Source organism: Bordetella tumbae (assembly GCF_965139195.1).
In the GTDB taxonomy this organism is placed as follows: Bacteria; Pseudomonadota; Gammaproteobacteria; order Burkholderiales; family Burkholderiaceae_B; genus Bordetella_A; species Bordetella_A tumbae.
This window is the reverse complement of sequence record NZ_CBCSJH010000019.1, coordinates 54521-75016: the sequence shown is the minus strand read 5'-3', so window position 1 is coordinate 75016 and position 20496 is coordinate 54521. Positions and strand designations below refer to the sequence as shown.

The window sequence follows — 20496 nt, the reverse complement described above, 5'->3', positions numbered from 1 at the left end:
CAGCCGTTGCATTAATAACGCATAAATTTCACAAACACGAGGAGATAACCCCATGAAGCTACGCAACCTGATCGGCGCTGCCTTGTGCGCGGCAGCCGCATTCGCGTTGACCCCAGCGCACGCCCAGAACTACAAGTCGGAATACAAACTCTCTATCGTCGTAGGCACCAGCTTCCCTTGGGGCCAGGGCGCGGTGATCTGGTCGGACCTCGTGCGCGAGCGCACCAACGGCCGCATCAACATCAAAGTCTATCCCGGCACCTCATTGGTCCAGGGCGATCAGACCCGTGAATTCACCGCCATCCGCCAAGGCGTCATCGACATGGCCGTCGGCTCGACCATCAACTGGTCGCCGCAGGTCAAACAGCTCAACCTGTTTTCCCTGCCCTTCCTGATGCCTGACTACGCCGCCATTGACGCGCTGGTACAAGGCGATGTCGGCGCCGAGCTGTTCAAAGTCATTGAAAAATCCGGCGTCGTTCCGCTCGCCTGGGGTGAAAACGGCTATCGTCAGTTGAGCAATTCGCGCCACGCCATCTCCAAGCCCGAGGATCTCAAAGGCCTGAAACTGCGTGTCGTCGGCTCGCCGCTTTACATCGACACCTTCACCGCGCTGGGCGCGAACCCAACCCAAATGAGCTGGGCCGATGCGCAGCCCGCGCTGGCCAGCGGCGCGGTGGATGGTCAGGAGAATCCCCTATCGATTTATACCGGCGCAAAGCTTTACGATGTCGCTCAGAAATACCTGACGTTGTGGAATTACGTTGCCGACCCGCTGGTGTTTGTCGTCAATCGCGAAGTCTGGGAATCCTGGTCTGAAGCCGATCGCAAGATCGTCCGCGAAGCAGCCATCGAAGCCGGCAAGAAAGAAATCGCGATCGCCCGTAAAGGCGTGACCCCTGAAGACCCATCGTTACTCAAGGAAATCGAAGGCCATGGCGTGACTGTCACGTCGCTGACCGAAGAACAGCACAAAGCATTTGTCGCCGTGACCAAGCCGGTCTACGACAAATGGAAACCACGTGTCGGCGAAGATCTGGTCAACATGGCCGAAAAAGCCATCGCCGCCCGCAAGAAATAAGCAGCAACCCAAGGGGATATGGCGGCCACGGCCGCCAACTGGAAGGCACGGCCAACAGAGCCCGCCTCCACGACGGACGCCGAATCGGCGTCCGTTTTTTTGTACTCTATCCAGAACCCGCCCTTACGTGCCGCACAACCATGCCGACCAAAACCCTGACCCTCGACGGAAACAATATTCACGATATTCCGTCGTTTTACACAGAGATCAATCGCGTGTTCATGGCAGACGAAGACTGGCAGCTTGGGCCAAGTCTGGATGCGCTGGACGACATGCTATACGGCGCCTACGGCGCGGCGCGCGGTGAAGAATCGGTGGTATTGATCTGGCGAAATATGGAAAAAAACCGTGCAGATCTCGGTATTGCAGCTACGCGTGAGTATTACCTCGAAAAACTAAAGCATCCAGACCAATTCAACTTGACACTCATCCGTAAAAAACTGGCAGCGCTGGAAAACGACACGGGTGCCACCTATTTCGATATCGTGCTGCAGATCATCGCTGACCATCCCAACATCACCCTGCGTGGGCAAGATGCGGCCTCATCGGACTGAATCTAGCGGCACGAGAATTGACATACCGATCGAAGTCATTCGGGATACTGCACTTCGAGAATATCCAGCTCTTCCACGCCACCGGGCGTGCGCAAGACAACCGTATCGCCTTCGCGCGCCTTGATCAGTGCGCGTGCCACGGGGGAAATCCAGCTGATCTTCCCGGCCAGGGGCTCTGCCTCGTCGACGCCGACAATCGTGACGACGTGATCCTCGCCCGCCTTGTCCGAATAAGTCACGGTTGCACCGAAAAAAACTTGGTCGCGATTCGGTTGTGCAGCAGGATCGACTACCTCGGCGATGTCCAAGCGTTTAGTCAAAAAACGCATACGGCGATCAATCTCGCGCAGGCGTTTCTTGCCGTATAGATAATCGCCGTTCTCGGAACGATCGCCATTCGAGGCGGCCCACGACACGACCTGCACGACCGAGGGGCGCTCGACATTCATCAAGTGAGCCAACTCATCACGCAAACGGGCATAGCCCGCCGGCGTCATGTAATTGCGCGTCCCTGCCGGCAGCGCCTGCGCCTCGGGCAAATCATCGTCGTCGTCGCGATCCGACTCTTTAACAAAAGCCTTGTTCATTCTTGTCTAGAACCAGTCGTGCCAGACTGGCTTTAAATCATCGGGTAATGGGGGCAACGAACCGAGATCCGCCTTGCTCTCTGTCGCACTATGAAAATCCGATCCCCGCGAGGCCAGAAATCCAAAGCGTCGAGCAACGCCAGCATAATGACGCGCCTCGTCAGCGGTGTGACTCCCCGTCACCACCTCGATCCCGACGCCGCCCAGCTGCAAAAACTCGTCGAACAGCGCATTGAACTGCAACAACGAGTATTTATAGCGGCCGGGATGAGCAATAACAGCCCGTCCGCCTGCGCCAGTGATCCAGCTCACGGCATCCGGCAATGTCGCCCATTGCATCGGAACATGCCCCGGGCAATCGTCGCCCAGGTATTTGTTGAAAACGGTTTGTACATCCGGACAATACCCGGCTTGCACCAAATAACGGGCAAAGTGGGTGCGGCTGACCAGGTCTGGATTACCAGCCAAGGGAATGGCCCCCTCGTAGGCACCGGGCATACCCATGTCCGCCAAACGCTGCCCCATGCGGCGCGCCCGCTCGGAACGGCCAGACCGGGTATTACGCAGGCCCTCCAGCAACGCGGGGTTTTCGGGGTCAAATCCCAGGCCGACAATATGGACCGTTTGCCCAGCCCAAGTGACCGAGACCTCGCTACCCGTGATGAACTGCATCCCGAGTTCGCGTGCAGCCTCGCCGGCCTGCGCTATACCGCCCACCTCGTCATGATCCGTCAACGCCCAGACATCCACGCCATTGGCGTGCGCACGGCGAGCCACCTCGGCCGGCGGCAAAATCCCGTCGGACACAGTGGAATGGCAGTGCAGATCGATGTTCAGGGTAGTGGTGTACATGAAGTCTATTGTACGGCCCTCTCGCTGGCTGGCAATGCCGGCTTTCTTGCCGCAGAGTTCAACCTAATTCTGACAGGGTGCCCGTTTGCAAAGCCACGGCCCAATCCGGCCGGCCGTTACGCCGCGCCAGATCCGCGGCAGTCTGATAGTCGTACGGCACTTTACGTAGGTCGACGGACCAATCAGCACCTTGACGCTCAACGATGGCATATCGCGCCTGGGGCGATCCAGTCTGCACGACGTGTGGCACCGGATGGCTATCATCGTAAGCCTGTAGGCCAACGCTACCGGGGTTGATTACCCTCCGCCCATCGGGCAGACGTACCGATCGAGGAATATGAGTGTGGCCGCAAAAAATAATCGATTGGTTTACCCCATCGAGACGGCTTGTTATTTCGTCTGCGCTGGCTGGCCGCAATCCTGTCTCGTCCACAGTCTCCATGAGGTACTGCAAATCATTGCCGGGCGAACCGTGCACTAACAATATATCCCCACCCAACTGCATATCGAGCGGCAAACTCCTGATCCAGTCTAAATGTTCCTTGCCCAAACGTTCATAGGTAAACCGATCAGAAGCTCCCATTGACTCCACCGGATGAGTCAGCAGCTGCCGCTCATGATTGCCTCGGACGGTGGGCAGGTCGAGTGACATCAGCAGATCAGCCGTCTCAACAGGATGCAGCGGTCCTGAAAGAATGTCTCCCAGATTGACCGTACAGTCCACTCCTTGCTGTGCAATATCCTCCAGGACAGCTTGCAAGGCGGAAATATTGCCGTGGATGTCAGAAAGGACTGCAATCTTCATTTTGAGGTTGATTGGGTGATTCGAGATAGATATTCATATATGGGCGCGACACGCCACCCAAAATCTACGACAGTCTAAACACACGCCACTGTACATCTTCAATGAACTTGTCCCGGTCCAATGGTGATAGGAGTATCGCGTCGAACGGCCCGACCTGGATTTCCACTCGTTGTAGCGACAGCGCTGGTCCAGCCAGAAAACTCCGCGAGCGCCTGACGGATTTGATATCGGTATAGGAGATTTTCCACTTCCGCATGCCGCAACGGACCAACAAATGACTGTCGGTCAAAACGTAGTAACACGGAAAAATCGTCAGGGCGAGAATGGCGAGCCAAAGGATCATCACCACAAAAGCGAGTACATGCCCGGAATGCCACGTGCCCCAGGCAAGCAGCGCAGTCACCACCGCCAACAAAGCTATCAGCCACAGGTCAACTTTCGAGGGATACTTCTTCATAGAAAACCTCGCTTACTCAACCTTCTATTCGAATTCAACTTCAGAACATGGAACCGCACGAATCTGCGGACCGAAACTGGAAATGGCTGACAACGTCGCATTGTGATGTCGCCGTATAGCCTCGCCTGACGCGTGCGGCTTGTCATGCGTAGTATGTGCATCAGCAGCGATCAGAACAGGGAATCCCAAGGCCGCCGCACGCCGAACCGTCGTATCGACGCAAAACTCCGACGCGTAGCCAGCGACTACGATTGATTCTGTACCTAGTTGTGAGAGCAAACCGCCAAGATCTGTGTTCAAAAACGAATCGGCGGTCTTTTTTCCGACCTTCAGGTCGGTCGGCAATTCCAATAACGACGACGCCAATTGCCAGCCTGGAGATAGAAACGCTAACTCTCCAGCATCCTCGTGCTGTATCCAAATCACGGGAACACCTTTGTCCCTCGCTCGCATTGTGAGGAAATTGATGCGCTCAAGCACAACGTCAGCCTCATGGGGACGTGGTTCAGGATCGAACAAACCACGTTGGACGTCGATAATCAGAAGTGCATTCTTCATTGCCTGATCCTGATTCTGGAGCTGACCGCTGGTCAAGGAGAAGTTTCGACTTTTGTTGAAACTGGATCAATCATAGTTCTTTCTATTGCACGCTATAGTGCACGGTCATCGAAAACCAAAAAAATGGTCCAGAATCACAGCGTGATCCTCGAATAGATCAGCTTCGATTTCGGACAGGCGCTCGATGGGCCACCACACGGCCTCCTTGGCGTCGTCGGCGCCTTGTACCTGCGGCAGTTCATCCCGACTGAAACGAAAGTGAAAAGCCTGTGTGATGAGACGACCGCGAGGACTGCGGTCCGGGTGATCAAAAACGGCACTCCTTTTCAGAGCGGCCCTAATCACGCCGGGTAGTGCGGCAAAGCGGGTCTCTTCGTTCAATTCGCGCACCGCGGCGTCATAGAACTGTTCTCCCGGGTCGACAAAACCGCCCGGCAACGCCCACTGCCCATGGCCCATTTCACCGCCGCGCTTGATCAGCAATACGTGATCATTCACCTGCAGCACGCTATCGGCCGTCAGAAAATACGGCCCCGTGTACTTTGCCTTGTAGCGCTTGATCGCCTGGTGCTCGGCACGCCGCACCTCGTATTCCGGCAACGCCGCCCATGATCGCAAATAGTCCAGCGCGCCGGGATCGACATAGGGTTCCAGCACCTGAATGCTGGAGGACAGCGAGCCTTCGCCAAAATACACATCGCGCAAACGTGTCGCATCCAGCGGTTGGATGCTGCCTGCATCCTCATAGGCCCAATCGGGAAACAGATCGAGGTAGTAGCCCGAAGCATCCTTTTTGAACCCGACCAGAGCGACTCGTTGACCTGAGGCACGCGCTCGTACCTCCTCTCGCAAGACATCCGCCCAACGCCGGTCATCGTAATAGTCCCGCACGAATACGAACTCCACACGTGCGCGTTGCGCCTGCGTCAACATGCTTTCCAGCATGGCGCGGCGTTCGAATTCACGAAATGGGTTTTTATCATTGCGCGAACGAAATGAAGAGCCAATCACGATCATCACGCGTTCGCCGGCGTCAAACGCGTGCTGGATCAGCGCTTTATGCGCCAAGTGCGGCAACTGCCAGCGGCCGATGACAACGGTGACGGGATAACGATAAGTCGAAGACATCACAATATTCCTGATTTTCTAGACAATGCCTGGCCCTCCTCCCCACCCCAATTCAGAAAGTGGGAGGAGCAGAAGTCGACGCCGAAGCCTCTCAATACTGCCGCGCCGTGATAGGCACCTGCCTGCCCGTCCCAAACGCACGGGCGCGCACTCGAATGATAGGCGGAGCCTGGCGGCGTTTGTATTCACTGCGCGCGATGAGCCGCTGTACCTTGTCCAGCGTCTGCCGCCCCGTCTCGGTCTGAACCAATGCATCAACGGTATTCTGCGCGACGGCCAGATCGTCGGCGTCGAGCAAGGAGCCCTCGATCAGGACCTTCAGCATCTCATCCAGCACTTCATACGGCGGCAGCGAATCCGTATCCTTTTGATCGGGTGCCAACTCCGCCGATGGTGCTTTTTCGATGATGCTCTGCGGAATCAGCTCCCGGCCTGCTGTCTTGTTGATATGCCCCGACAGGGCAAAGACTTCGGTCTTGTAGAGATCGCCGATCAGTCCCAAACCGCCGTTAGTGTCGCCATACAGTGTGCAATACCCGACGGATAGCTCCGACTTGTTGCCGGTCGTGAGCAACAACGGACCATATTGATTGGAATACGTCATCAACAACGTGCCGCGAACGCGTGCCTGCAGGTTCTCCAGCGCCAGACCGCTCGGCGCTTCGCCCACCGTACTGCCTTGCATCGAGGCCGAAAACTGCGACACGATGTCCCGTATGGGAATCTCGTGCAGCGTCACCCCCAGATTACGGCACAACACTACCGAGTCGGACACGCTGCCCTCGCTCGAATAGACTGACGGCATGGTGATGGCGATCACATTTTCTGGCCCGAGCGCCTCCACAGCCAACGCTATCGTCAACGCGGAATCTATGCCGCCAGAGGAGCCCACCAAGACTTTGCCGAACCCGCAACGACGCGCATAGTCGCGCAGGCCCAGCACGATCTGCTGACGATAGAACTCCAATACGGGCAGTCCATCACGCGGTACCGGCTGCAATACTTTCCCTTGCGCGTCGAAGAATTTCTGGCTGCCAAGATCGAAATGCAGTGTAGGCGAATCGACCTCGAACCGTTCGGCCTCGAATACCACCGTCCCCGCCGCATCCACCGCAAACGAGGCTCCGTCGAACACCAGTTGATCATGTCCGCCTACCTGGGCGACATACAACACAGGCAGTTGGTGACGCGCGCAAGCTTTCGAAAACAATTGATGCCGCACTTGGCGTTTTCCCTTGCTGCTGGGGCTGGCATTAATAGAAATCACCAGATCCGGCGCTGCATCCGCCAAACGCTGAAAGGGATTCACTGAATAATCCTGAGCCTCATCATTCCAGGCATCCTCGCAAATCAGAAAGCCGATCGTCGCCCCTCTGAGACGCAGTATTTTTGCGGTATCCGGTCCCGGTGCAAAGTGCCGCTGCTCATCGAACACCCCATAGGTGGGCAATAATTGTTTGTATTGCGTATGTACGACTTCGCCGTTCAACAGCACCTGCAGGCCGTTGTAAAAAGGCTTTCCAGACGTACCCTCTCGCCTTATCGGCAGACCGACCACCCAATACACATCCGGTGTTTGACGGCTCGTCTCATAGAGCGTTGCCTGCGCAGCCGCGCGACGACGCTCAAAAAGCGGATCGTCCAACAGATCGCCAGGGGTGTACCCCGTCAACGCGAGCTCCGGGAACACCACCATATCCGCGCCGGCGCCTTGCGCCTGCTGTGCGACCGCCAACATCATGGCGATGTTGCCATCCATGTCTCCGACCGTGGGATTGATCTGGCCTACCGTGATCGAAAATTGGTTTTGCATAGTTCGACCTTTATATAAAGAATTCCGCTCAATCCGCCGTGCGATTAAATACCTGACGCAGATACGCGAGGAAGGTCTCGTCATCGCACAAGGTTTTCCCCGGCGAGTCCGCTAATTTGGCCACAGGCTGGTCATTGCAACTCACCAACTTCATGACGATATTCAAAGGCGTCGCCCCCACGTCATTCGTCAGGTTCGTGCCAATCCCAAAGCCCAATTGGCAACGATCGCCAAAATGCGCGTACAGCGACAACATCTTTGGCACATCCAGCCCATCGGAAAACGTCAGGCGTTTGGCATGGGCATCAATACGCAGCGATTTGTAGTGTGCCAAAGCCTTTTCCCCCCATACTACAGGGTCGCCCGAATCATGACGCAGGCCATCGAACAGCTTGGCGAAATACAGGTCGAAATCCGCCAGGAACGCATCCATGCCGATCACGTCCGTCAGCGCAATACCCAGGTCGCCACGATATTCCTGCACCCAGGCCTCCAGCGCAGCCTTTTGCGACAAACGCAATTGCACACCGACCGCCTGAAACGTCTGCAAATACTCGTGCGCCATCGTGCCGATCGGCACCAGATCGAATTTCTTGGCCAAATACACGTTGGATGTGCCACGGAAATAGGCTGGCAATTCGGCAGCCAAGGTCGCTACGACCTCTTCTTGCCAGGCACCGCTGAAACGGCGCCGCAGGCCAAAATCAAAAAACTCAAAAGGATGCCGCAGCTTCAGATCCGTCAAAGCGTCCCGCAGTTGCGTCACCTTGTCGCGCAGCCGCGCGCGCCCTTCCGACAGGTCCTCGATTTCCAATCGGCGAAAGTACAATTCGTTCACGATCGCCAGCACGTAAATCTCGAACAACATGACATGCACCTGCGGCCCACGGGCGATGATCGAGAGTTGGTCTCCCTCGGCACGCGCCTCGATAAACGGGCGGTGCAGCTGGAACATGCGCAGGTATTCGATAAAGTCGGGTTTGAAATAACTGCGCGTGGCCAGGTATTTCAATTCGTCGGGAGAAAAGCGCAAGGTGCACAAATAGTCCAGCTGCTGATTCACATCATCGGCCAACTCGGCCAGCGGAAAAGCCGGCTGATTGCGGCACACGAACCGGTACTGCGCCGTGTTGGTCGGGTACTTGTGCAGCAATGCCTGCAGCATCGAGAACTTGTACAGATCGGTTTCCAACAATGATTGAATGACGGGACGAAAGTGTTGGGACATCGTGATTCTCTCTAATGAACTGTTGGACGATCAGCGTATGCACGCATCCATTACCTGTTGAGCCGTCAGCAGCTGGACGCCGGCCGCGCTCGCGCGCTGCAAAAACTGCTCGGCCTGGGCCTCAAATCCGCCGACAGGGCTCATGCAATCCGTCAGCAGCGCGACTTGAAAACCTGCCTTGAGCGACAACCTCGGCAACGCGCCCAATAACTGATCGACGCTCGCCGCCACGCAGTGGCTGGACGCCAGGCCTGCCACCAAGAGCAGATCGACCTCCTCGGTGACTCGCTGAGCCAGTGGGGTATTGAATTGCGTCGATGGCACGTCATCCAGAGGAACCTCGGCCTCGAATGCGCCGTAATGCTCGCTCCACGGGTATTCACCCTTCAGTACCTTGCGCGGCGTGCTGTGAGACTGCAATTCCCACCTCGCCAACGCATTGGCGACATCGGCGTGAATGTTGTGCCCCCACGTGCCCGTCACGCAATGCACCGGCCACACCACCAACTGATAACGGCCGGCATGCTCCAATGCGCGCAATTGCCGCAACACCAGATCCGCTTGACTGGCCGGCACGAAATCCCCTGCCGCGACCCGATCCGCCGAGATCAGGGTAAAGGGTGCAACTGGCTGTCCGTCGCGGTCTTTCCAGAATGTCGTGCGCTCGATCGCGACATGAGGGTGAGAGTCCAGCGTGATCGTAATGTCGCGCAGACGCGCCCCCATCCGGGTCACAAAATCAGCCAACCGTTTCATGTCCTGGTCGCCACCAGACACCGGCAAAGCGGGCGACGCCGCTATCCCCTGCACCTGCGGCCGCGCACTGGCCGGCAAATCGCAAAAATCGTTCTGAGGATCAATGATCAAAAGGTGAATCTGCTGGCTCACGACGGTTCTCCACAAAGGCATCTGGATAGGTTGATCAAATTATACATACTTACGGCATATTTGCCATAAGTTATGTAGGCCTATTCATGTAGAAATATGTGACATACCGCGTTTTCGCCGTTAATATCCTGACATCCCATTCTGGCCTGGCTATGAGCGATCTTTCTCCCACATCACACCCTACTCCGATCCTGACCGTCGATGTCGTACTGCTGACGTTACTGGATCGCTACCTTCAGGTCGGCCTGGTCCGGCGTGACAATCCGCAAGAGCCCTTTTTCCAGGCATGGGCCCTGCCGGGGGGATTTGTGCGTCCTCAGACCGATCACGACGCTCAACACACTGCGATGCGGGTCCTGCAGGAAAAGGCCGGCGTACAAAGTCCCTATCTCGAGCAACTCGCCACGTTCACGGGCGCGGCGCGCGATCCGCGTGGCTGGTCTGCATCCATCGTCTATTACGCATTGGTGGCGCCGCACATCGCGCCTCAGGGCAGCGATAAATTCCGATGGGAACCCGTCAACGAGGTCGCAAAGCGCACACTGCCCTTTGATCATTCCTCGATCTTGCGTTGCGCCGTCGAGCGCGTGCAATCCAAGACCAGTTATTCGGCGCTGCCTATCCATCTAATGCCTGCCGAATTCACGATTTCGGAACTGCGAGCGGTATATGAACAACTGCTGGGGGGCACGCTGGAGCCCCGCGGATTCATCCGCAGAATTCAGGAAATGAACGCGCTGGAGGAAACGGGCCGGACAAAGACCGAGGGTCACCGGCCCGCACGGCTGTATCGCGCCAGGTGTGATGATGTGCTCGCGACGCTGGAGCCGTCGCTGTTGCCCAAATAAGTCTCATGCTGCTTTCACCCAAGGAACGGCCCCCACGTCGCGTGTACCGAAGGAATACCGCCACATCATTTCAACTGCGGCAACACCGTTGCATCGCGTTTACCTCGGTAAACGCCGGCGCGCCACCTATCACGACGATACCGGCTGTCCGCGCAAGAAACTCGCCACAGGATCGATCTGCGCATCGTCCATGAGCGTCGGCGCATGCCCCACGCCCGCTACAGTGACCAGGCTAGCCCGGGCGTTGCGCGCCAGCATCTCCTGGGCAGTCACTTCGCTCAGCAAATCCGATTCAGCGCCTCGCACAATCAGAACAGGACAATCCAGGGAATCATAGGCGTTCCACAGTAACTGCTCTCCCGTGGAATACGCCTCGGCTGCCTGCGACGCCAGAGGCACAGCCAGATTCAGATCGTAGTGTTTGACCCATTTATCGCCGCGCTGGACATACACGTTACGCGTCAGGTCTTCCCATTGCGCGTCCGTATGCGGCCCAAACGTCGCTGACACCTCGCGCACGGCGTGCACCGCCTGAGCAAAAGACTCGAACTCGACAGGCTGGCCGACATATTGACCGATGCGGCCCAAGGCCTCGGGACTCAACCTCGGCCCTACGTCGTTTAACACCATCCGATCAAAGCGAATATCCTGATCGGCCGGCCATGCCTCGGGACGCGGCTGCACGGCATGCATCATGCGGGCAAAGGTGGCAATGCCGGCCAAGCCCAACCCGATCAAGCCCCCCATCGACGTTCCCACCCACAACAACGAGGCGGGCCGTAGCCTCGCGATCAAGGTCACCATGTCCGACACGTACTGCGGCACGCTATAGAGCGCAGGCGTGGGCAACCAGTCAGAACGGCCCCGCCCCACCACGTCCGGGCAGACCACCCGGAAATCGCCTGCCATTCTCCGAGCCAGGGAATCAAAGTCCCGGCCCGTACGGGTCAATCCGTGTACGCAGAGCAAAACGCGATCATTATCGGGATCCCCCCATTCCGTGTAAGCCATGCGATGCAATCCCGCGGGACTGGCGCAGGTGACGTAATCGAATCTGGGTTCCAGCATGGAGACTCCTGACCGTTTGGGGGAGCAGACATCTTATCTCAGGTATATCGCAGTCCTCCCGTCATATCCCCCACTACCCTCCTGCGTCATCACTAGGCTGCCTCTGAATCCCATTTATAAAATCGTTTCCGCAAAATTATGGTTATCCCTAGTTTTACACCAATAAAAACGCCGCGATAATTTGTGGAAACGTTTCCACCATATCAATCAAAGGCAGACAATGAATCAGGCACTTCAGGCGGCCCGTGTACAAACCGTGATCGATCACATGGCGCTCGAATGCGTACAGGAATGGGATAAGGTCATCGACACCTTCGAGCACCCCCGATACGAAATGCACTCAAGCGGCGCAACGTTTGACGGCGTCGATCAGGTGATGGGCTACTTTCACTCCTCCCGTGCCGCCTTTCCAGATCTGAAAAACGAGATCATCGCGGTTGCCGCAGCCGAGGGAACCGACACAGTCCTGGTTGAGTTCTGGCTTACGGGAACCCACCAAGGCCCCTTCTCCGTAGACGGCAAAACGTACGAGCCGACGGGACGCACCTTTCGCGTCCGCATGGCAGCCACATTCGAATTTGCGCCAGATTCCGACAGAATCATTTGCGAACGTCCCTATAGCTGTCAGAACGCAAAGCTGCGTTCGCTAGGGCTGCTGTAAAGCTCATCCGACGCTGTCAAAGGAGGCGGCGTCGCCTATCACTTATCGAGCATGACATAAACGGGCCTCAACGAGCGCACGGAAAAACGACCTATCAGGAGACAAAAAAAATGAAGAAACTATCTGCCGCTGTCATGATGGCGGGCTTGTTCATATCCGGCGCCGTACATGCCGACTACCCCGATCGTCCGATTCGTATGCTCTTGCCGTTCTCCGCCGGTGGAGGCGGAGATACGCTGGGGCGCATTCTCGCCGAACGATTCGCCGCCGAACTCAAGCAACCCGTCATTGTGGAAAACAAGCCCGGGGCGGGCGGAACCATCGGGATAGCGACTGTGGCCAGATCCGCACCTGACGGTTACACCATCACCATCGGCGGAATGACCACACATGTGCTGTCCCCATTGGTCTACCAGAATCTGCCTTATGACCCCATCAAGAGCTTTACCTCATTAGGCGCGATCGGAAACTCGGCGATCATCGTCATCGCCAACAACGACTTCCCCGCCAACAACGTTGCCGAGCTGCGCAAGCTCGCGGACTCCAGGAAAGAACCCGTGCAATATGCGAGCTGGGGAGTCGGCTCGACAGGCCATTTCTGCGGCGAGGTCATGGCGCAGAAAGGCAACGTCAAACTCACGCATGTGCCCTATAAAGGAACCACGCAAGTCATGACCGACGTGATCGGCGGTCATATAGATCTGGGCTTTGTCGACATGGCTACGGCCACGCCCATGGTCACGCAGCACAAGGTAAAGGCCCTGGCAGTCTGTACCAAGCGATCCCCGAGCACACCGGACGTACCCAGCTACAAGGAACAGGGGATTGATTTCGACCGGGATTTGAACTGGGCAATGTATGTCCCCGCCGGCACCCCTGCCCCCGTCGTCCAGCGGCTTTCCTCGACATTGGAAAAGGTTCTGAAAGAGCCGGACGTTGTCCAGAAACTCCTTGGCCTGGGAATCACCGCGAACTATATATCCGGGCCCAAACACGAAAAAGCCAATGCGGCAGACATCGAGGCCTGGCGCGCTGTGGCCAAAGAGGCCGGAATCAAACCGCAATAAACCGGCGGACCCTCACTCCTTTCCCTAGTTCTCGTTACCCAACGCTTATGAAACTGCTCGAAGGCCGTGTCGCAATTATCTCCGGCGCATCGCATCCCAAAGGAATTGGCAAAGCCACCGCACGCCTGTTCCTGGAGCATGGCGCACGGGTCGCCATACTCGATCTGAATGAAGATGCGATCAGAGAATGCGCGCACGACCTGGGCGCAGATGAGTCCAGCCTATTGCCATTGACGTGCGACGTTGGCGATCCTGAACAATGCGCACGAGCGGTCAATAGTGTCCGAACATGGTCGGCTGGCTGCATCGATATCTTGGTGAACAATGCGGCCATCACACAAAAAACCGTCTTCCAAGACATCGCTGATGACGACTTTGACCGCCTCATCCGCGTCAACCTCAAGGGTGTTTTCAACCTCAGCAAAGCCACCGTGGCGATCATGATCGAGAGATCCGCTGGCAGCATTGTCAGCATCTCCTCTTTATCCGCACAGAATGGCGGCGGTGTTTTTGGCGGCGCACACTATTGCGCTGCCAAAGCCGGTGTGCAAGGGTTGACAAGAGCCATGGCCAGAGAGTTCGGCGCCCACAACATCCGCGCCAATGCGATCGCTCCAGGGCTCATTACGACGGACTTTTCCCGTACCGGTCGATCCGACGAGAGCAAAGATCAGGCCGCTCAGATTTGGCCATTACAACGAGCGGGACGCCCCCACGAAATCGCCGGAGGCTGTCTGTTCCTGGCGAGCGACCTGAGCAGTTATGTCACCGGCACGACGTTGGATATCAACGGCGGCGCCCACATGAATTAAAGAGACTGATATGAGTATTTTCTTCAAAAGCGCACGCCAGGTCGGCTACGTGGTGCGAGACATCGAAAAAGCCATGAAGCATTGGTCGGATGTGCTCGGTGTTGGCCCCTGGTTCTACAAAGAAGAGGTCGGGACGACGGAGTTTCGATACTACGGCAAAGCCTCTCAACCGCCCCGGCTGTCCATCGCACTGGCTAACTCCGGCGACCTGCAAATCGAACTCATCCAGCAACGTGACGATGCGCCTTCACTGTATATGGACTCGCTCAAGCAGGCAGGCGAATGCGCGCAGCACATCGCGTACTGGACGCTGAATGAGTTTGATGCCTTTACCGCCAGGCTGCTGCAGCACGGCTACGTGGAGGGCCATGGCGGACAAATGGGAACAAGAGGCCGTTTCGCCTATTTCGTTCATCCGGACCTGCCCAGCGGCATGATCGAGATCTCGGAGATGAAAGGCGGCAAAGGCGAATATTTCGATGAGATCAGGAAAGCGAGCGAGGGCTGGGATGGTTCGGCCCCCATTCGCCAACGGTCATAAGGTATGTCACAGGCCTGAAGACAGTGTATGTTAGCCAATTTTGGCACGGGCAAATGCGAACATGAAAGACCGTATCACTATCCGCGATGTCGCGAAAAAAGCCGGCGTTTCCCTAGGCACGGCCTCACGCGCACTCAATCGTACAGGCCGCGTGAGCGATGCCGCCATCGCCGCGGTCAACCAAGCCGTGCGTGAGCTGGACTACAAGCCGGACGTCGTCGCACGCAGCCTGCGCACCCGCTCGTCCGGTGTCATTGGTTTGCTCGTGTCCGATTTGGCCAACCCTCTCTATGCGCGGATCATTACCGCCGCCGAGGCTGCCTTGCAGGCAGAGGGATATTCCTTGCTCGTTGCCAGCACACACAATGAACGCAAGCGGGAAGAATCACTGATCGAGATTTTCCGCGGCAGACGTGTCGATGCCTTGATTCTGGGGCCCTGCGAGAGAGAATCAGCCGAGCTCATTGAAAAACTGACTCAGGATCTGCCCGTCGTCGCCCTGGATCGTGATTTTGCGGCCGGCTCGGTCGGCGTCCTGGTAGACCATAATGCCGGCGCCTTTCAGGCCACACAGTATTTATTGAATCTGGGACACACCCGGATTGCCCTGCTGACGCCTGGCACAGAACTCCGAACGGGTAAAGAACGGATTGCGGGATTCCGCAAGGCATTCGAGGCCCGAGGCCTGACGCCCGACCCGGCCTTGATTCGAGCCGAGCGCTCTGCCATGCAGTTCGCCTTTGCCGAAGCGATGTCCCTGCTGTCGCAGGCCGAGCGTCCCACTGCATTCCTTTGTCTCGGCACGCGGATTCTCTCAGGGGTCCTCCAGGCCATCCGCCATACCGGCTACTCAGTTCCGCAAGACGTCAGCGTCATCAGCATCGGGGACACCGACCTGTCTCAACTTTTCAGCCCCACCATCACATCGCTGAGCTGGGATCTGGAAGTCATGGGGACCTGCGCAGCACAGTTGGTTCTCAAGCATCTGGACCGGCAGTTGCCCGCCGCCTCCAGCGACCGCATTGCCATCAAAACGCAATTGATACTGCGCGAATCATGCGCCCCCGCCGCACCGCCTAGTTGATTCATTTTTCACCAAGGAGCAGTCATGGCATTACCCAACACCATCACCCATCAGGATCGTCTGCTGAGCGTCAATATTGCTGACGGCGTCGAGTTGCCAGGTGCCGCACCCGGTTCATCCATCATTCCGCTGTTTCTCGACCGGGAAAACGGTGTCTGGGTGCTCTATGGCAAGTTCGCTCCAGGCACTCGGCTGCCCACGCATTTCCATACTGGCGTGGTTCATTTCTTTACCACGAAGGGTCAATGGAACTACCTCGAGTATCCAAATGATCCGCAGACGGCGGGCAGCTATCTCTATGAGCCCGGTGGGTCCGTGCACACGTTCGCAGTGCCCGAAGACGCAACAGAGCACGCAGAGGGTTTCATGGTGGTGTTCGGTGCCAATATCAATTTCGTCGATAACGAGTTTGCCAATATCCGGGATGCCGGCGCGATTGAAGACTCCATTCTCGCTGCCGCAGAAAAAGCTGGTCTGCCTATTCCCCGCTATATCAGGCCAAAGGGCGGTGCTGAATTCACGCGCGATTAATGAATGCGCATCCCGCAGTCCCAAACACGTTGAGACAAGAAATGAGACTAGCAGGCAAGATCGCCCTGGTGTCAGGCGCAGGAACGCTAAAGAAATCCTTTACCACGGCTGATCAGGTGGGCAACGGCGCAGCCTGTGCCATACGATTCTCCCGAGAAGGCGCCAAAGTGATCTGTACGGACAGATCGCTGGATGCTGCCCAAGAAACGGCTGACATGATTCGTGCAGAAGGCGGCGAAGCTGTTGCGCTGGCACTCGACGTCACTGACACCCCGCAGATCGACGAGGTCGTGAGGAATATCGCAGGCCGTCACGGCGGCATCGACGTTCTGCACAATAATGTAGGAATAGAGATTCAGGGCGATCTGCTCGCTGTCAAAGACGAAGAATGGGATCAGGTGATGGCCGTCAATCTGCGCGGCACAATGGCCATGTCCCGCGCCGTTGTACCGTATATGCGTCAGCGTGCAGGCGGCTCGATCATCAACGTCTCTTCTACGGCCAGCCTGAAGTGGAGCCCAATGCAATTTCTGTCCTATAGTACGGCGAAAGCGGGGCTCAACCACATGACGCGCGTCATTGCCCGGCAATATGCCAATGAACAGATCCGCTGTAATTGCATCGTCCCAGGCATGATACGGACGCCACACGCTGACGCGCTCTACGCCAGTGAGGCAGAGGCCGCGAAAGGCCATGAATTCCGGGATTCGCGATGCCCCATGGGCCGCCAAGGGACGCCTTGGGACATCGCAAATGCTGCGTTATTCCTGGCCTCTGACGAAGCCGCCTACGTCACGGGAACGCTGTTAGTGGTGGACGGCGGGTCGAGTCTATAAACATCAAGCACCGTGCAGCGAACGATACGTCAAACATTCCTCCACCCCGAACCGGCCGTTTTCGCGTCCCAACCCAGAATCACGCCTGCCACCAAACGGCGTGGCCAGATTCTGGGGTGCGCCATTGATGATGACTTGTCCCGTGATCATTTCACGGGCAAAACGCGTGGCACGATCCTGATCCGAGGACCATACGGCGCCAGACAGCCCGTAACGCGTGGCGTTGGCAAACGTTAATGCCTGCGACTCCGAATCATAGGGCATGACCGCGAGTACCGGGCCAAAGACTTCCTCCTGCGCAATCGTGAAATCCGGATCGATATCCGACAGGATGGTCACGGGGCAGAACCAACCCTTTGTAAAGCCCGCTGCCCTGCCCGTCCCACCGGCGACCCGTCTGGCGCCTTGATCCAGGGCCTGCTCGACCAAACGATTAATACGAATGAATTGCCGCTGGTTCGCCACGGGACCTAATCGGGTAGCCGGATCAAGCGGGTCACCGATGGACCAGTCGCCTAGCAACCCGGTCAGACGTTCTTCAATCTGACCGAGGCTCTCGCGGGGCACGATCAGGCGGGATTGACTGACACAGGCTTGGCCCGAGTTGGCGACCGCCATGCGCAGGGCCACGGGAATGGCCTTGTCCAGATCCGCATCGGGCAGCAAAACCGCTGCCGACTTGCCCCCCAGCTCCAGCGTGACGCGTTTGAACGCATTGGCCGCATCGACCGAGACGGCGCGTCCCACGGCGGTGCTGCCGGTAAAGCTGATCTGATCGACCTGCGGATGAATGACCAGTTGTCTGCCGATATTCGCATCACCCCACACCAAGTTCACCACACCCGGTGGCAAGCCGGCATCGTGGCACGCTTGAATGAACGCCCACGCCGCACCGGGCGCGAGCTCGCTCGGCTTCAACACGACAGTGCAGCCCGCCGCGCTCGCGGCGGCGACCTTGGCAACAATCTGATGCACCGGGAAATTCCACGGCGTAATGGCAGCGATCACGCCGACAGGAATGCGCTCTACCAACCCATTGCCTACACGCTCCTGCCATACGACCTGGTCCAAAGCGTCGCGAGCGAATTCCAGGCCCTTCATCGCCATAGGTAATTGCATCATCTCACCCAACCAGACCGGGCAACCCATTTCACGAGCCAAACTGTCCACCACGTCGGATGACCGCTGTTGCAATGCGGCAGCCAGCTTCTGTAGTGCGGCACGCCGCTCGTCGAGTGTGGAACGAGACCACTGCGGTAGCGCATCGGCTGCACACTGTATGGCACGATCCAGATCCTGCGCGGAGCAAGATTGGACATGTGCAGTAATGGCCTCTGTGGACGGATTGCACACAGGCAACGCGGCCGCTCCTGTGCAAGCCTCAAAACGCCCCCCCAGATAAAACTGTTCGTAGCGCATCAAAAGACTCCATCAAGTGGATTAGCGGGTGCTGCTGGCCCTGCCATGCCTTTCATCGGCTGCAGGCGCAGCAAGTGCCATGGGCTGGGCACCACGCCGATTTTGACCTCGACCATGACGGGGCCTTGTGCGGTCATCGATTGCTGAACCACAGACCGCAATGCGTCGGGCGTATCGACTTGCTCAAAATTCACGCCAAACGCCTTTGCCAACAAACCGAAATCGGGATTGGCCAATTCGACGGCGACTTCCGCATCGAACGTTCGACGCTGGATAGCGCGAACATTCCCGTAGTGCCCGTCGTTGAACACGATCAGCGTCACGGGCAGGTTGTAGCGCTTCGCTGTGGCCAGCTCTTGCAGGTTCCAACCGAAGCCGCCATCTCCAGTAATGGAGACCACCCTGCGCCCGCCTCCCCCCACCGCTGCGCCAAGCGCGACAGGGAATCCGTAACCCAAGGTGCCCTGATAGCCGGGACCGATATAAGTACGAGGCTCATATACAGGAAACGCAATTCGTGCCAGGTAGCCGATCTGGGTCAATTCATTCACAAAGATCGCATCATCAGGCATCGCCTCTCTGAGGGCATGTACATACTGTGCCTGGGGCGTGATCGCATTGATCTGATCCTGTGCCCAACGCTTGACTGACAGGGCGTCGGTTTCCTTGATGGACTGCCTGGGCTTGAGCCGTTCGGCGAGCTGCGGCAACACGTCGACGGCATCGGCAATCAAAGCGATGTCCGGCACTCTGGGAGCAGTAACGTCGGCGGGATCGATATTGATATAGACATACCGCACACCATCGCCAGCAGGCCAGGAGGCGGTAGGCGTCATGGCGTCGATAAAACGGCTGCCGACGACCAGCACGACGTCCGCGTGCTGAAAGACCGCGCGGCCCGCCAGAGAGTTCATCGCCAGCGGGTGCCTGTCGCTGAGCGCGCCGCGTCCGTTATCGCTGGCCACCACGGGCGCGCCGATCCTCTCTGCCAACGCCTGCAGCGCTTTTCCGCCCTCTGGGTTGCTGACTCCGCCGCCCGCATAGATGATCGGAAATTTCGCCGAATTGATCAACGTCGCGGCGGCGTCCAGCAATTTTGCATCGACGGGCCTGGCTGTCTTGTCGGTTACCGCCGCCTTGCCGGTATGGCTCTGATCCACCGTGGTATGCAGATAATCATGTGGCACCTCTACGCCGACGGGACGCGGGCGGCCCGATTCCAACTGGGCGAAGGCTTCATCGAACGTCACGGAGATACGATCGGCTGATTCAACCACCGTATTCCATTTCGTCAGTCCAGCCACGAAACCTGTCTGGTCCTTGATTTCATGGAGCAGCCCATACCCCTTGCCAACGCCTTCAGAGTGGATCTGAGGCGTAACAAACAGGACTTTCGAATTGGATGCGTAGGCAGTTGCCAATCCCGCGCCCGTATTCAATGCGCCGGGCCCAGGCACCACCATCGCGGTGCCGATTTTTCCCGAGGCGCGGTAGTAGCCATCCGCCATGTATGTGGTCGTCTGCTCATGCCTGGGCACGAATAGATTGATCTCCGAGGCGCGCTGACGCAGTGCGTCCACGGCCCAGTCCAATTGGATTCCGGGAATCAGGAAAAGATCTTTTACGCCGTGCTCAATCAAACTGCCGGCCAACGCCTGTCCACCTGTCATTGTCATTA

Annotated in this window: 22 protein-coding genes; 10 read left to right on the top strand and 12 right to left on the bottom strand. The window is 57.5% G+C overall.

Features of this window, described 5'->3' with window-relative positions:
• Positions 1-52 precede the first annotated feature (52 nt).
• On the top strand, positions 53-1081 hold the full coding sequence (locus ACNA0J_RS18710; RefSeq protein WP_415820361.1) for a DctP family TRAP transporter solute-binding subunit: 1029 nt from the start codon (positions 53-55) through the stop codon (positions 1079-1081).
• 140 nt (positions 1082-1221) lie between these two features.
• A complete protein-coding gene (locus ACNA0J_RS18705; protein WP_415820360.1) occupies positions 1222-1635 on the top strand; it encodes a barstar family protein in 414 nt (137 codons plus the stop codon).
• Positions 1636-1670: 35 nt separating this feature from the next.
• Here ACNA0J_RS18705 and greB read toward each other — a convergent pair whose 3' ends face one another.
• From greB to ACNA0J_RS18660, 9 genes are all read right to left on the bottom strand, one after another.
• Entirely contained in the window at positions 1671-2222 is a 552-nt protein-coding gene (greB, locus tag ACNA0J_RS18700) for a transcription elongation factor GreB (protein ID WP_415820359.1), read from the bottom strand.
• Positions 2223-2228: 6 nt separating this feature from the next.
• Entirely contained in the window at positions 2229-3074 is an 846-nt protein-coding gene (locus tag ACNA0J_RS18695) for a 3',5'-nucleoside bisphosphate phosphatase (protein WP_415820358.1), read from the bottom strand.
• A 58-nt stretch (positions 3075-3132) separates the two neighbouring features.
• Positions 3133-3879, bottom strand: a complete 747-nt coding sequence (locus tag ACNA0J_RS18690; protein ID WP_415820357.1) for a metallophosphoesterase family protein — start codon at positions 3877-3879, stop codon at positions 3133-3135.
• 64 nt (positions 3880-3943) lie between these two features.
• Positions 3944-4336 (bottom strand): PH domain-containing protein, encoded by a 393-nt coding sequence (locus ACNA0J_RS18685; RefSeq protein WP_415820356.1) that lies wholly within the window; start codon positions 4334-4336, stop codon positions 3944-3946.
• Between the two features lie 24 nt (positions 4337-4360).
• Positions 4361-4894: a cysteine hydrolase family protein gene (locus ACNA0J_RS18680; RefSeq protein WP_415820355.1), complete on the bottom strand. Its 534-nt coding sequence runs from the start codon at positions 4892-4894 to the stop codon at positions 4361-4363.
• Positions 4895-4999: 105 nt separating this feature from the next.
• On the bottom strand, positions 5000-6022 hold the full coding sequence (locus ACNA0J_RS18675; RefSeq protein ID WP_415820354.1) for an NUDIX domain-containing protein: 1023 nt from the start codon (positions 6020-6022) through the stop codon (positions 5000-5002).
• Positions 6023-6113: 91 nt separating this feature from the next.
• Complete coding sequence (locus ACNA0J_RS18670; protein WP_415820353.1) at positions 6114-7835, bottom strand: NAD+ synthase; 1722 nt, start codon at positions 7833-7835, stop codon at positions 6114-6116.
• A 28-nt stretch (positions 7836-7863) separates the two neighbouring features.
• Positions 7864-9063: a nicotinate phosphoribosyltransferase gene (pncB, locus tag ACNA0J_RS18665; protein ID WP_415820352.1), complete on the bottom strand. Its 1200-nt coding sequence runs from the start codon at positions 9061-9063 to the stop codon at positions 7864-7866.
• Between the two features lie 30 nt (positions 9064-9093).
• A complete protein-coding gene (locus ACNA0J_RS18660) occupies positions 9094-9951 on the bottom strand; it encodes a cysteine hydrolase family protein (protein ID WP_415820351.1) in 858 nt (285 codons plus the stop codon).
• A gap of 152 nt (positions 9952-10103) precedes the next feature.
• On the opposite strand from ACNA0J_RS18660, the gene ACNA0J_RS18655 reads away from it, so the two are divergent.
• The gene (locus tag ACNA0J_RS18655; protein ID WP_415820350.1) at positions 10104-10799 is read left to right on the top strand and encodes an NUDIX hydrolase; all 696 of its coding nucleotides are present in this window, start codon (positions 10104-10106) and stop codon (positions 10797-10799) included.
• A gap of 129 nt (positions 10800-10928) precedes the next feature.
• Here the strand turns inward: ACNA0J_RS18655 and ACNA0J_RS18650 are convergent, their stop codons facing one another.
• On the bottom strand, positions 10929-11867 hold the full coding sequence (locus ACNA0J_RS18650; RefSeq protein ID WP_415820349.1) for an alpha/beta fold hydrolase: 939 nt from the start codon (positions 11865-11867) through the stop codon (positions 10929-10931).
• Between the two features lie 220 nt (positions 11868-12087).
• Between ACNA0J_RS18650 and ACNA0J_RS18645 the strand changes: the two genes are divergently transcribed.
• From ACNA0J_RS18645 to ACNA0J_RS18615, 7 genes are all read left to right on the top strand, one after another.
• Positions 12088-12528 carry an ester cyclase gene (locus tag ACNA0J_RS18645; RefSeq protein WP_415820348.1) on the top strand — a complete coding sequence of 147 codons (441 nt, stop codon included), beginning with the start codon at positions 12088-12090 and terminating at the stop codon, positions 12526-12528.
• Positions 12529-12638: 110 nt separating this feature from the next.
• Complete coding sequence (locus ACNA0J_RS18640; protein WP_415820347.1) at positions 12639-13595, top strand: Bug family tripartite tricarboxylate transporter substrate binding protein; 957 nt, start codon at positions 12639-12641, stop codon at positions 13593-13595.
• A 47-nt stretch (positions 13596-13642) separates the two neighbouring features.
• Positions 13643-14407 (top strand): SDR family NAD(P)-dependent oxidoreductase, encoded by a 765-nt coding sequence (locus ACNA0J_RS18635; protein ID WP_415820346.1) that lies wholly within the window; start codon positions 13643-13645, stop codon positions 14405-14407.
• A gap of 10 nt (positions 14408-14417) precedes the next feature.
• On the top strand, positions 14418-14948 hold the full coding sequence (locus ACNA0J_RS18630; RefSeq protein WP_415820345.1) for a VOC family protein: 531 nt from the start codon (positions 14418-14420) through the stop codon (positions 14946-14948).
• 61 nt (positions 14949-15009) lie between these two features.
• Positions 15010-16032 carry a LacI family DNA-binding transcriptional regulator gene (locus ACNA0J_RS18625; protein ID WP_415820344.1) on the top strand — a complete coding sequence of 341 codons (1023 nt, stop codon included), beginning with the start codon at positions 15010-15012 and terminating at the stop codon, positions 16030-16032.
• 24 nt (positions 16033-16056) lie between these two features.
• Positions 16057-16563: a 2,4'-dihydroxyacetophenone dioxygenase family protein gene (locus ACNA0J_RS18620; RefSeq protein WP_415820343.1), complete on the top strand. Its 507-nt coding sequence runs from the start codon at positions 16057-16059 to the stop codon at positions 16561-16563.
• 41 nt (positions 16564-16604) lie between these two features.
• Positions 16605-17399, top strand: coding sequence for an SDR family NAD(P)-dependent oxidoreductase (locus ACNA0J_RS18615; RefSeq protein WP_415820342.1), 795 nt, complete (start codon positions 16605-16607; stop codon positions 17397-17399).
• A 3-nt stretch (positions 17400-17402) separates the two neighbouring features.
• On the opposite strand, the gene ACNA0J_RS18610 is transcribed toward ACNA0J_RS18615, so the two are convergent.
• Together ACNA0J_RS18610 and ACNA0J_RS18605 are read right to left on the bottom strand one after the other, a co-directional pair.
• On the bottom strand, positions 17403-18818 hold the full coding sequence (locus ACNA0J_RS18610; RefSeq protein WP_415820341.1) for an aldehyde dehydrogenase family protein: 1416 nt from the start codon (positions 18816-18818) through the stop codon (positions 17403-17405).
• Positions 18818-20494: a thiamine pyrophosphate-dependent enzyme gene (locus ACNA0J_RS18605; protein WP_415820340.1), complete on the bottom strand. Its 1677-nt coding sequence runs from the start codon at positions 20492-20494 to the stop codon at positions 18818-18820. The genes ACNA0J_RS18610 and ACNA0J_RS18605 overlap by 1 nt, the downstream gene beginning before the upstream one ends.
• Between the last annotated feature and the right edge of the window lie 2 nt (positions 20495-20496).